The organism is Pseudomonas sp. NFACC04-2 (genome assembly GCF_900119265.1).
Taxonomy (GTDB): domain Bacteria; phylum Pseudomonadota; class Gammaproteobacteria; order Pseudomonadales; family Pseudomonadaceae; genus Aquipseudomonas; species Aquipseudomonas fluorescens_AA.
In genome coordinates this window covers 14515-27096 of the sequence record NZ_FPJC01000016.1, presented here as the reverse complement: position 1 = coordinate 27096, position 12582 = coordinate 14515, and the positions used below count along the sequence as shown (strand labels likewise).

Below are 12582 nucleotides of genomic sequence, written 5' to 3'. Positions count from 1 at the left end.
GCCAGAGGGTCCGGTAAATTTAATCTAACCCGGGCCCTGGCCAACCGGATCGTCCTCCCGACGACCCGGCAGCCCTGGGCCGCGCCTCAGCGTTGAACATGCAATTCAACCCGACGGTTCTGCGCCCGTCCTTCATCGGTATCATTGTCGGCCACCGGCTCGCTTTCACCCTTACCTTCGCTGGTGATTTTGCCGGGGGCCAGCCCCTGGGTCAGCAAATACTCCACAACGCTGCTGGCCCGACGCTCGGACAGCCCTTGGTTATAGGCATCAGTGCCGACACTGTCAGTGTGGCCCACCACCCGGATGCTGGCGACATTGGCATGGCTGAGTTTGCCCATCAGCCCATCGAGCTGGCTTCGAGCGTCGGCGGTGAGATCGGATTTGTCGAAATCGAACAGCACGTTGCCCGCGTCGTTGAGGGTGATGACCTCGCTCGCCGGTGCTTGCGGTTCGACCGGTGGCGCACTGGCCGGGTATTGCGGCACCGGGCAACCGTGATGCTCGACCGGGGTATTGGCCGGGGTATCGGGACAACGGTCGCGCCGGTCGAACACACCGTCGTCGTCTTCATCGCCATCCTGGGCGTAGCAGATCAAGCCACCGCCCAGCAGCCCCAATGCGGCGCCGCCGGCGGCCCAACCACTGCTTTCAATGGCCCCCAACCCGCCGCCGACGAGGCCACCGACCAGGCTACAGATTGGCCAGGTGCGTTGATTGAGGGGTGCGCTGCCGTCGCTGTGAGTGGCGCAGCCGGACAACAGACTGCTTGCCAGCAGTACCGGTAAGGCGGCCCTGATTAGAACGTTCATGGTGAAGGCTCCTGTGTCACCGGCCCATACCGGTCACACAGGAGTAAAGACCCGCATCCGCAACTCAACAAGCCGCGGATGACAAGGGTTTCAGCGGTTTATCTTGATTTCCGTGCGGCGGTTCATTGCGCGCCCATCGGCGGTCTTGTTATCGGCCACCGGCTGGCTCTCACCGGCACCGGACACCGAGACGAAACTGGCGCGCGGTACGCCGTTTTCGACCAGGTATTGCACCACCGAGTTGGCCCGTTTCTCCGACAGTTTCTGGTTGTAGGCATCGCTGCCGACGCTGTCGGTGTGGCCGGTGACCCGCAGTTGCGCGGTGGACGTTTCCTGTTTCAGACGGGTGGCGACCGTGCTCAGTACATCTTTGTCGGCCGGGGTCAGCGTGGCTTTGTTGAATTCAAAGTGCACGTCGCGGATCACGATGGTTTCTTCCTTGACCACCACGGCTTCTTCAACAACCACCGGCGCCGGAGCAGGCGGCGGGCAGCCATCGGCATCGACCTGCACGCCCTTCGGTGTGCCCGGGCACTTGTCGCGGCTGTCCGGCACGCCATCACCGTCTTCGTCGCCATCGCCGTGCACCCAGCAATAAGCTGCCGCCATGCCGCCAACGTACAGCGCGCCGCCGCCAGCCCAGGAAGTGCTTTCTATGGCGCCTAATCCCGCACCGATCGCACCGCCGACGGCCGCACAGGTCGGCCAGTCGGTTTTCTGCAAACCTGCGCAACCAGTCAACACACTGGTTAGCAGAACCAGGGGTAACGCTGTCCGAACTATGCTCATCGGGTTTCTCCTTGAGGGATCGGCTTTGCGCCGATTCAGGGGAGTAAAGACCCGTCTTCGAGTCTGCGCCAGCTTGAGCAATCGCGGGTTTTCGCCCCGTGTTTGCGAAGATTCCGCACGTTCAGGGACAAACCGCTCTAGGCCATGCTGTCCGGGCAGGCTATCGTGGTGGTTCTGACTGAGGAACTTCGATGACCGTTGCCATTTCTTCGCGTACGCCCCAGCAAGCCCTGGCGGCCGTGCTTGACCGTTATGCCCCGCAAAAACTGCTGTTGATCGGTGCCAGCGGCTTTCCCGCACTCGAAGCATTCCAGCAGGCCCACCCCGACACCGAAGTGGTCCACGCCGGTCCCGGCGCGCTGCCGGCGGACGTGGCGGCGCGACGTTTTGACCTGGCCCTGGCGCTCGATTGCCTGGAGCATTTGCCCAAGCGCGAGGGTCTGAACCTGTTGGGCGGCATCCGCAATCTCAACGCCAGCCGCATCGCCGTACTCGCCGACCTCAACGCCTGCGGCTGGCAAGAGACGGACTTTTTTTCCCTGGCCTTGCAAGCCAGCGAGCGATTCCAGCGTGAAGATCAGGTGTTGACCCTGTTCACCTACGATCTGCTTGAATACAAACAGGTCCCCGACTGGCTCAACTCACGTTTCTGGGCCAACCCGGAAAACTTTGGAAAATATTGGTGGTAATTGTGAATACAAGCGCCCATTCGCCCATTTGTCCCTGCGGCAGTGGCAACTCGCTGGAGGCCTGCTGCGGCCACTACCACGACGGTCACCCGGCGCCCTGCGCCGAAGCCTTGATGCGCTCGCGCTATAGCGCCTATGTGCTGGGCCTGGTGGATTACCTGGTCGCCACTACCCTGCCCGCCCAGCAGCAAGGCCTCGACCGCCAGTCCATCAGCGAGTGGAGCGCCAACAGCACCTGGTTGGGGCTGGAGGTGGAAAGCAGCGAAGTGTTCGGCGGTCAACCGGAACATGCCTTCGTCACGTTCACGGCACGCTGGCATGACGGCCAGGGCGAGCATAGCCACCGTGAGCAATCCTCGTTCGTGCAGAACGACGGGCGCTGGTATTTCATCGATCCGACCGTGCCGGTCAAGACAGGACGCAACGACAGCTGTCCGTGTGGCAGCGGGCACAAATTCAAGAAGTGCTGCGCCGGCTACTTCAATCGCTGAATTTAGGAAACGTCCGACGCTCGTCCATCGGCCCATAGGGCTAGACTGGGGATAAACCAGAGGCACGGACATGACCCCTCCATCATTCTTGCTACGCATCACCTGCCTGCTGCTGTTCGTTGGATTCGGCGGCTGTGCATCCTGGCGAGGTGAAGAAGCTCCGGAACCACAGGTACATCTGGTCAAAGTCGAGGTGGTGCGGGCCAGGTTGCTGGAACAGAAGTTCATGCTGCACTTTCGCGTCGACAACCCCGGCGACAGCGACCTCACCGTTCGCGGCCTGACCTACCGCATCCACCTGGGCGACCTGTTGCTGACCGAAGGCGAGCATGAGCACTGGTTCACCGTACGTCCCAAGCACAGCGCCTACTTCAAGGTGCCGGTGCGCACCAACCTGTGGCCACAGGTGCGGGAAGTGGTGAAGCTGCTGGAGAAACCCCGGGAACAGATCCCCTATCGTCTGGAAGGTGAGCTGGAAACCGGATTATTCATCGCCCACTACGTGCACCTTGAGCGCAATGGCGTGATAATCGCCGCCGATTTAATTGCGGAGTAACCCCGATGACCCAGCAACCCCACGTCCACGGCCCTGATTGCAACCACGATCACGACCATCATCACGACCATGACCACGGCCACGTCCACGTCCACGGCCCGAACTGCGGCCACGCCCACCAGGAACCGGTGCGCAACGCCCTGAAGGATGTCGGTCGCAACGACCCTTGCCCTTGTGGCAATGGCAAGAAATTCAAGAAGTGCCACGGGGCTTGAGCGTCCGGGCGAAGATTATCTTCGTCTGTTCAATCATCATCGCGAGCAGGCTCGCTCCCACAGGAGATGTGCGGTGAGGCGATATTTAATGATCGCCGAAGAATCAATGTGGGAGCGGGCTTGCTCGCGAATGCGGTGGGTCAGCGGGCATTGATTAACCTGACACGCCCTCTTCGCGAGCAAGCCCGCTCCCACAGGGGATTTGCGGTGAGGCGATATTTACTGATCACTGCAGAATCAATGTAGGAGCGAGCCTGCTCGCGATGAGGCCGGCCCATTCACAGCTTTGTATCAGCCCGCCTGCAGAATCCGCTTCACATCGACCACCGTTGCGTACTCACCGTGCAAGTTCCCCAGGGACATGGCATGCACTTCGGCTGCCGAACGGGCGTTGCCGAAGTAATCGTTCTTGTCGAAGGTGAAGCAGGCATCCTCGGCCACCCAGGTGTCGAATCCCAGATTGCCGGCCGTACGCGCCGTGGACTCCACCGAGTTGTGCGTTGCCACACCGACGATCACCAATTGCCTGATTCCGGCTTTGCGCAGGTCTTGCTCCAGGTGCGTGCCACTGAACGCATCCGGCACCTGCTTTTGCACCAACCATTCCCCTGCCTTCGGCTCGAACCGTGGCTGGACCTCCACCCCCGACTGCCCCGGCCAGAACACCGAGTCCGGCGACCGGGACAGGTGGTGGACGTGAATCACCGGTCGTGCCGTGTGCCTCCAGAAAGCCAGCAGTTCCAGCATGCGCAGCTCTGCCTCGGTGTTGTTGCGAGGGCCGAGCCTGGGGTGAAGGATGCCTTTTTGTTGATCGATGAGGATCAGCGCCGCGTCGTTCTGTAGCTCCATGCCGGTTTTCTCTTGATCGGTCTTTGAATGTCCCACACTTGAGCATTACCTTTTCCAACAGGCAAGCCTTCGGGCAAAAGCGATGACCCGGTCCTGGGCTTTCATCGCCAAATCAACAAATAACCCTCGCCCCCGCTTGCGCGGCCCCCGCCTGCTCACTAACGTAGCGCCTTTATTGGTGCCACCCCCCTCCCGCAGGAGCTTTGCCATGGCCTCGCCAGCCTCTATTTCCTTCATCCCCCGGCTCGGCGTTGCCGCCGCAGTGGCCAGTGTGCTCGGTTTGAGCGGATGCCAGACCTGGAATGCCCAGGACACGGTCCCGCCCACGTCCGGTGTGCAACCGCTCAAGGGGCTGGCGCAGAACGTCTCGGTCCGCCGCAACGCCACGGGCATGCCGCTGATCGAAAGCAACAGCTTCCATGACGCCTTGTTCACCCTCGGCTACGTCCATGCCAGCGACCGCATCACCCAGATGGTGACCCTGCGCCTGCTGGCCCAAGGGCGGTTGGCAGAGATGTCCGGCGCCGAACGGCTGGAGGTCGACCGCTACATGCGCGCCGTCAACCTGAAGAAAAACGCCGACGAGCTGTACAAAGCGTCTTCGCCACGGCTCAAGCGTTTCTTCGAAGTTTATGCCCGTGGTGTAAACGCCTACCTGTTCCGCTACCGCGACAAGTTGCCGTCGGACCTGGCCACCACCGGTTACAAACCGGAATACTGGAAACCGGAAGATTCGGCGCTGATGTTCTGCCTGCTGAACTTCAGCCAGTCAGCCAACCTGCCGGAAGAAATCGCCAACCTGGTGCTGGTCCAGACCGTCACCAACGACAAACTCGCCTGGCTGAGCCCGTCCTATCCGGACGAGCAACTGCCCGTGGCCGAGGCCGACAAGCTCCAGGGCCTTCGCCTCAATGGCCAGATCCCGGGCCTGAACGAAATCAGCAAGGCCACCCACCAGTTGGCCGGGCTGAACCTGTTGGGTGCTGCGTCTTCAAGCAACTGGGCCATCGCGCCACAACGCAGCCGCAGCGGCAAGAGCCTGCTGGCCAGCGACAGCCACGGGCCGCTGGGCATGCCAGGGCTGTGGAGCCCGGTACAGATCCGCGCGCCCAAGTACCAGGCGGCCGGGATTTCCGTGGCGGGCATCCCGATGATCCTGGCCGGGTTCAACGGCAAAGTGGCCTGGAGCATGACCAGCGTGCTGGGGGACAACCAGGACCTGTTCCTGGAAAAAATCCGGCGCCAGGGCAATGGCCTGTCCTACGAGGTCAACGGCAAATGGCAACCGGCGATCGTGCGCAACGAAACCTACTTCGTCAAAGGCCAGCGGCCGATTCGTGAAGCGGTGTTCGAAACCCGCCACGGCCCGTTGCTCAACAGCGCCCAAGGCCCGACCATGGCCAACGGCTTTGGCCTGGCCTTGCAGATGCCGAACTTCAGCGACGACAAGACCCTGGACGCCTTCTTCGACCTGTCCCGGGCGCAGAACGTCGAGAAAGCTTCCGACGCCAGCCGGGAAATCCGCGCCATGGCCGTGAACCTGGTCTTTGCCGACGCCAGCCATATCGGCTGGCAAGTCACCGGTCGCTACCCGAACCGTCGTGAAGGCGAGGGTCTGTTGCCGTCGCCGGGCTGGGACGGTCGCTACGATTGGGACGGTTACGCCGACCCGATGCTGCACCCCTACGATCAAGACCCGGCCCAAGGCTGGCTCGGCACGGCCAACCAACGGGTCATTCCCCATGGCTACGGCATGCAACTGTCCAATTCCTGGGCTTCGCCGGAGCGTGGCGAACGCATGGCCGAGCTGGCCGGCGCAGGCAAGCACGACACCCGCAGCCTGACCGCCATGCAATACGACCAGAGCACGACGTTCGCGGCCAAGCTCAAGCGAGTCTTCGAAGCCCCGGGCATGGCCCAGCCGCTCAAACAGGCCATCGAAGCCCTGCCAGTGGCTGACCGGGCCAAGGCTCGCGAGGCCTATACCCGCTTGATGGCATTCGATGGCCGGCTCAGCCCGACCTCCGCCGACGCGGCGACCTATGAGCTGTTCCTGCAGGAAAGCATGAAGCAGATTTTCCTCGACGAGCTGGGCCCGGACAGCAGCCCGGCGTGGCAGGCACTGGTCGCCAACGGCCAATTGTCCTACTCGGCCCAGGCCGATCATCTGCTGGGGCGTGAAGACAGCCCGTTCTGGGACGATGTGCGCACCCCTCAGAAAGAAGACAAGGCCGTTATCCTCGCCCGCAGCCTGGCCGCCACCATCAACGCCGGTGACAGTCAGTTGGGCGGTGACCACAAGGCCTGGCAATGGGGCCAATTGCATCGCTACGCCTGGAAGAACAGCAACGGCCAGATCGTACGCGGCCCACTGCCGGCCGGTGGCGACGCCACCACGATCAACACGGCGGCGTTCGCCTGGGGCCAGGATTTCACCACCACCCTGGCGCCGGCCATGCGCTTTATCGTTGACTTCGGCCAGCCCGAACCGTTGATGATCCAGGACGGCGCCGGCCAGTCCGGCAACCCGGTCAGCCCGCACTATGCCAATGGCATCGATCCGTGGATCAAGGGGCAGTACCAGAGCCTGCCGTTGCAATCGCAGAACTTCGATCGGGCGTATGGCAAGACGCGGTTGACGTTGGTGCCTGGCAAGTAACTGCAGCCCTTTTTTGCGGGCGCTGCGCACCCGATCGCGAGCAAGCTCGCTCCCATAGGGGCCGATGTTGAATCCGTATTGCGATTCGACACAAAGCCAATGTGGGAGCGAGCTTGCTCGCGATGGCGTCAGTCCATCCCCCACTAAATCCGATAGAACTTCCCCCCTCGCCTGCGCCTCTACCTGACAAGCCCATCGCTCCGGTGATTGCATGGATCTTGTCATTGCCCGCCCCGAAGGCCTGTACTGCCCGCCCGGAGATTTCTACATCGACCCGTGGCGTCCGGTTGAACGCTCGGTCATTACCCACGCCCACGGCGACCATGCCCGCAGTGGCAACCAACACTATTTGGCAGCGGCACCCGGCGAAGGCATCCTGCGGTCACGCCTGGGCCAGGATATCAACCTGCAAACCCTGCCCTACGGCGAACGCCTGTCGCACCATGGCGTGACCTTGAGCTTTCATCCCGCCGGCCATGTGCTGGGCTCGGCCCAGGTGCGGCTGGAATATCAAGGCGAGATCTGGGTGGCGTCGGGGGATTACAAAGTCGAGCCTGACGGCACCTGCACCCCGTTCGAGCCGGTGAAATGCCATACCTTTATCACCGAATCGACCTTTGGCCTGCCGATCTACCGCTGGCAACCCCAGGTGCAGATTTTCGACGAGATCAATCAGTGGTGGCGCGGGAACATCGCCGTCGGCCGGGCCAGCGTGTTGTTCTGCTATTCCTTCGGCAAGGCCCAGCGGATTCTCCACGGCATCGATGAAAGCCTCGGCCCGATCCTGGCCCATGGGGCGGTGGAACCGCTAAATCGGGTCTACCGCGAGGCCGGGGTTCATCTCCCGCCAACGATCTATGCCGGCGATATCAAGAAGAACGACCCGATCATGGGCCAGGCCCTGGTCATCGCCCCCCCCTCTGCCGGAGGCAGTAGCTGGATGCGCCGCTTCGGCGACTACAGCGACGCCTTCGCCAGCGGCTGGATGCGCCTGCGCGGTACGCGTCGGCGGCGCGGCGTGGACCGGGGTTTTGTGCTGTCCGACCACGCCGACTGGCCTGGCCTGCTCTGGGCCATCGAACAGACCGGCGCCGAACGGGTGATGGTCACCCACGGGTCAGTCGCCGTACTGGTGCGCCACTTGTGCGAGCAAGGCCTCGATGCCCAGGGGTTCACTACCGAATACGGCGACGACGAAGAAGACCTCGCTACGGCCACCGACAGCGGTGAGGAGGCGCCATGAAAGCCTTCGCCGAGTTGTACGCCGAACTGGACGCCACCACCTCCAGCAATGCCAAGCTCACCGCCATGCAGGACTATTTCAGCAAGGCCCCTCCCCAGGACGCGGCGTGGGCCGTGTATTTCCTTTCCGGCGGGCGTCCACGGCAATTGGTGCCGGTAAAAATCCTGCGGGAGTTGGCGGTCCAGGTATCCGGGTTATCGCTCTGGCTGTTCGAAGAAAGTTATCAGGCCGTGGGCGACCTGGCCGAAACCATTTCGCTGGTATTACCCGAATCGCCCCACAGCTCCGATGAAGGCCTGGCGCTGTGGATCGAAGAGAAACTGCTGCCGTTGCGCGGTGAGTCGCCCGACGTCCTGGCTGAACGGCTTCCGGCGCTGTGGGCGCAGCTCGACCGGCCGAGCCTGATGCTTTGCATCAAACTCATCACCGGCAGTTTCCGGGTAGGCGTATCCAAACTGTTGGTGACCCGGGCCCTGGCGGCCATGGCCGGGCTGGACAGCAAACGGGTGGCCCAACGCCTGGTGGGCTACACCGACCTGTCCCATCGTCCCACGGCCGCCAGCTACCTCAAACTGATCGCGGCCGAGTCCGACGATGAACATGCCCAGCGCGGCGGCCAGCCTTATCCGTTTTTCCTGGCCCATGCGTTGTCTGCGCCAGTGGAGCAATTCGACGCGCTGCTGGGGCCGGCCAGCGACTGGCAGGTGGAATGGAAGTGGGACGGCATCCGGTCCCAGGTGATCAAACGCGACGGCCATTTGTGGGTCTGGTCGCGAGGCGAGGAATTGGTCACTGAGCGATTTCCGGAATTGCATTCACTGGCCCAGGCGTTGCCTGACGGCACGGTGATCGACGGTGAAATTGTGGTTTGGAAAGCCCCTCAGTCGGTCACCGAAGACGCCTTCGACCCAGATGCACCGTTGCAGCCGGCGGTACAACCCTTCGCCCTGTTGCAACAGCGCATCGGTCGCAAGACCCTGGGCAAGAAAATCCTCGACGACGCCCCCGTGGCGGTGATGGCCTACGACCTGTTGGAGTGGCAAGGCGAGGATTGGCGCAGCCGCCCCCAGGCCGAGCGCCGCGAACAATTGGAAGCACTGATCGCCCGTATCCACAGCCCGGTGCTGTTGCCCTCGCCGATCGTCACCGGGCAGGACTGGCTCGACCTCGCCCGGCAGCGCGAAGCCTCTCGCAGCCTCGGTGTCGAGGGCATGATGCTCAAGGCCCGCAACGCGCTGTACGGCGTCGGACGCACCAAGGACATGGGCGTGTGGTGGAAATGGAAGATCGACCCGTTCAGCGTCGACGCGGTGCTGATCTACGCCCAGCGCGGCCACGGCCGACGCGCCAGCCTCTACAGCGACTACACCTTCGCCGTGTGGGACAACCCGCCAGACAGTCGCGAGCGCACCCTGGTGCCATTCGCCAAGGCCTATTCAGGGCTGACCGATGCAGAAATGCGTCAGGTCGACAGCATCGTGCGCAAGACCACCGTTGAGAAGTTCGGCCCGGTGAGCAGCGTCACCCCCACCCTGGTGTTTGAACTGGGCTTCGAAGGCATCGCCTTGTCCAAGCGCCACAAGAGCGGGATCGCCGTGCGGTTTCCGCGGATGTTGCGCTGGCGCCAGGACAAGCGCGTCGATGAAGCCGACACGTTGGCGACGCTGCAGGATCTGCTGAAATAAAATCCTCCTGCCGTTCCGGAGTTGGTCAACGAAAGGCTGACCACCTTGTGGTGAGGGGACAAGTTCCCCTACGGATTATCCTCCCGAGCAGTATATTCCCGGCAACGCGCGCGCTATCACGGTGCGCTTTTTGATGTACGCTCATCCTCGCGCACCATTGCGTTCCGTCTCCCGCCACCCGTGCTTTTAAAACACTTGTTCGGCACTATGGTTCGGAAATTGCTACCTTTATGCCGTCATACCGTTCAGACCTTCACCGGTAACAATCTTACGCGCCACAAGCGCTCAAATTGGTTTTAGGGACTCAATAATGAAAAAAGCACTGCTGACCCTTTCTGCACTGGCGTTGTGCATGGCCGCTGGCGTCGCCACAGCCAAGGAATACAAGGAACTGCGTTTTGGTGTCGACCCTTCCTACGCCCCGTTCGAGTCCAAGGCGGCCGACGGCAGCCTGGTTGGTTTCGACATCGACCTGGGCAATGCGATCTGCGCAGAGCTGAAGGTCAAATGCAAATGGGTCGAAAGCGATTTCGACGGCATGATCCCGGGCCTCAAGGCCAATAAATTCGACGGTGTGATCTCCTCCATGACCGTGACCCCGGCCCGGGAAAAAGTCATCGATTTCTCCAGCGAGCTGTTCTCCGGCCCAACGGCCTATGTCTTCAAGAAGGGCTCGGGCCTGAGCGAAGACGTTGCCTCGCTCAAAGGCAAGACCGTCGGCTACGAGCAAGGCACCATCCAGGAAGCCTACGCCAAGGCCGTGCTAGACAAGGCCGGCGTCAAGACCCAGGCCTACCAGAACCAGGACCAGGTTTATGCCGACCTGACCTCCGGCCGCCTCGACGCCGCGATCCAGGACATGCTCCAGGCGGAGCTGGGCTTCCTGAAGTCGCCAAAAGGCGAAGGCTATGAAATCAGCAAGCCGGTGGACAGCGAACTGCTGCCCTCCAAGACCGCCATCGGTATCAAGAAAGGTAACAGTGAGCTGAAGGCCCTTTTGGATAAAGGTATCAAAGCGTTACACGAAGACGGCAAGTACGCCGAAATCCAGAAAAAACACTTTGGCGATCTGAATCTGTACAGCGGCAAATAATGCGCGGCGCCCATCCGGTCTCGGATGGGCGCTTTTTTTCTGCCAAAGGCCTCTTTCATGTTCGAACAACTCCTACAAAATCTGGGGCTCTCCGCCTTCAGCCTGCAGGGCTTCGGCCCGCTGCTGATGCAAGGCACCTGGATGACCATCAAGCTGTCGGCCCTGTCCTTGTTGTTGAGCGTCTTGCTCGGCCTGCTGGGCGCCAGTGCCAAGCTGTCCCGCGTCAAACTGCTGCGAATCCCTGCCCAGCTCTACACCACGCTGATCCGCGGTGTGCCGGACCTGGTGCTGATGCTGCTGATCTTCTACAGCCTGCAAACCTGGCTGACCTCGTTCACCGACTTCATGGAATGGGAATACATCGAGATCGACCCATTCGGCGCCGGGGTGATCACCCTGGGCTTCATCTATGGCGCGTACTTCACCGAAACCTTTCGCGGCGCGATCCTCGCGGTCCCCCGGGGCCAGGTCGAAGCCGCCACGGCTTATGGCCTCAAGCGTGGCCAACGCTTTCGCTTCGTGGTGTTCCCGCAAATGATGCGTTTCGCCCTGCCGGGTATCGGCAACAACTGGATGGTGATGCTCAAGGCCACCGCGCTGGTATCGATCATCGGCCTGGCCGACCTGGTCAAGGCGGCCCAGGATGCGGGCAAGAGCACCTACCAGCTGTTCTACTTCCTGGTACTGGCGGCGCTGATTTATCTGCTGATCACCAGCGCGTCCAATTTCATCCTGCGCTGGCTTGAACGCCGCTACGCCGCCGGAGCCCGGGAGGCGGTGCGATGATCGAACTCCTGCAAGAATACTGGCGGCCATTCCTGTACAGCGACGGTGTCAACATCACTGGCCTGGCCATGACCCTGTGGCTGCTCAGTGCCTCGCTGCTGATCGGCTTCGTGGTGTCGATTCCGCTGTCCATCGCCCGGGTTTCGCCCAAGTTCTACGTACGCTGGCCCGTGCAGTTCTACACCTACCTGTTCCGTGGCACGCCGCTCTATATCCAGTTGCTGATCTGCTACACCGGCATCTACAGCATCGAGGCGGTGCGCGCTCAACCCATGCTTGACAGTTTCTTTCGCGACGCGATGAACTGCACGATCCTGGCATTCGCCTTGAACACCTGCGCCTACACCACGGAAATTTTCGCCGGGGCGATTCGCAGCATGAACCATGGCGAAGTGGAAGCGGCCAAGGCCTACGGCCTGACCGGTTGGAAACTGTACGCCTACGTGATCATGCCGTCGGCGCTGCGCCGCTCGCTGCCGTACTACAGCAACGAAGTCATCTTGATGCTGCACTCGACGACCGTGGCGTTCACCGCTACCGTTCCAGACGTGCTGAAAGTCGCCCGGGATGCCAACTCGGCGACGTTCCTGACGTTCCAGTCGTTCGGGATCGCCGCGTTGATCTACCTGACCGTCACCTTTGCGCTGGTGGGCCTCTTCCGCCTCGCCGAACGCCGGTGGCTGGCCTTCCTCGGGCCGACCCACTAGGGCTTTTG

The 12582-nt window shown here is 61.9% G+C and carries 13 protein-coding genes; 10 read left to right on the top strand and 3 right to left on the bottom strand.

Features of this window, described 5'->3' with window-relative positions; genetic code table 11:
- Positions 1-86: 86 nt before the first annotated feature.
- Both BT125_RS20110 and BT125_RS20105 read right to left on the bottom strand, forming a co-directional pair.
- On the bottom strand, positions 87-812 hold the full coding sequence (locus tag BT125_RS20110) for a PA1041 family peptidoglycan-binding anchor lipoprotein (RefSeq protein ID WP_072409597.1): 726 nt from the start codon (positions 810-812) through the stop codon (positions 87-89).
- A gap of 90 nt (positions 813-902) precedes the next feature.
- On the bottom strand, positions 903-1601 hold the full coding sequence (locus BT125_RS20105; protein ID WP_072409595.1) for a PA1041 family peptidoglycan-binding anchor lipoprotein: 699 nt from the start codon (positions 1599-1601) through the stop codon (positions 903-905).
- 191 nt (positions 1602-1792) lie between these two features.
- On the opposite strand from BT125_RS20105, the gene BT125_RS20100 reads away from it, so the two are divergent.
- From BT125_RS20100 to BT125_RS20085, 4 genes are all read left to right on the top strand, one after another.
- Complete coding sequence (locus tag BT125_RS20100; RefSeq protein ID WP_060738918.1) at positions 1793-2290, top strand: DUF6231 family protein; 498 nt, start codon at positions 1793-1795, stop codon at positions 2288-2290.
- A gap of 2 nt (positions 2291-2292) precedes the next feature.
- A complete protein-coding gene (locus BT125_RS20095; protein ID WP_072409593.1) occupies positions 2293-2781 on the top strand; it encodes a YchJ family protein in 489 nt (162 codons plus the stop codon).
- Positions 2782-2851: 70 nt separating this feature from the next.
- Positions 2852-3337 (top strand): LEA/WHy family protein, encoded by a 486-nt coding sequence (locus BT125_RS20090; protein WP_072409591.1) that lies wholly within the window; start codon positions 2852-2854, stop codon positions 3335-3337.
- Between the two features lie 5 nt (positions 3338-3342).
- Positions 3343-3552 carry an SEC-C metal-binding domain-containing protein gene (locus BT125_RS20085; protein WP_072409589.1) on the top strand — a complete coding sequence of 70 codons (210 nt, stop codon included), beginning with the start codon at positions 3343-3345 and terminating at the stop codon, positions 3550-3552.
- A 291-nt stretch (positions 3553-3843) separates the two neighbouring features.
- On the opposite strand, the gene BT125_RS20080 is transcribed toward BT125_RS20085, so the two are convergent.
- Positions 3844-4401 carry a cysteine hydrolase family protein gene (locus BT125_RS20080; protein WP_072409586.1) on the bottom strand — a complete coding sequence of 186 codons (558 nt, stop codon included), beginning with the start codon at positions 4399-4401 and terminating at the stop codon, positions 3844-3846.
- A 208-nt stretch (positions 4402-4609) separates the two neighbouring features.
- Between BT125_RS20080 and BT125_RS20075 the strand changes: the two genes are divergently transcribed.
- From BT125_RS20075 to BT125_RS20050, 6 genes are all read left to right on the top strand, one after another.
- The gene (locus BT125_RS20075) at positions 4610-7060 is read left to right on the top strand and encodes a penicillin acylase family protein (protein ID WP_072409584.1); all 2451 of its coding nucleotides are present in this window, start codon (positions 4610-4612) and stop codon (positions 7058-7060) included.
- 211 nt (positions 7061-7271) lie between these two features.
- Positions 7272-8303, top strand: coding sequence for a ligase-associated DNA damage response exonuclease (locus tag BT125_RS20070; protein ID WP_072409582.1), 1032 nt, complete (start codon positions 7272-7274; stop codon positions 8301-8303).
- A complete protein-coding gene (locus BT125_RS20065) occupies positions 8300-9988 on the top strand; it encodes an ATP-dependent DNA ligase (RefSeq protein WP_072409580.1) in 1689 nt (562 codons plus the stop codon). Before BT125_RS20070 ends, BT125_RS20065 begins: the two co-directional genes overlap by 4 nt.
- Before the next feature lie 310 nt (positions 9989-10298).
- The gene (locus BT125_RS20060) at positions 10299-11081 is read left to right on the top strand and encodes a transporter substrate-binding domain-containing protein (RefSeq protein WP_072409578.1); all 783 of its coding nucleotides are present in this window, start codon (positions 10299-10301) and stop codon (positions 11079-11081) included.
- 57 nt (positions 11082-11138) lie between these two features.
- Positions 11139-11867 carry an ABC transporter permease gene (locus tag BT125_RS20055; protein WP_060743074.1) on the top strand — a complete coding sequence of 243 codons (729 nt, stop codon included), beginning with the start codon at positions 11139-11141 and terminating at the stop codon, positions 11865-11867.
- Complete coding sequence (locus BT125_RS20050; RefSeq protein WP_053118991.1) at positions 11864-12574, top strand: ABC transporter permease; 711 nt, start codon at positions 11864-11866, stop codon at positions 12572-12574. The genes BT125_RS20055 and BT125_RS20050 overlap by 4 nt, the downstream gene beginning before the upstream one ends.
- Positions 12575-12582 lie beyond the last annotated feature (8 nt).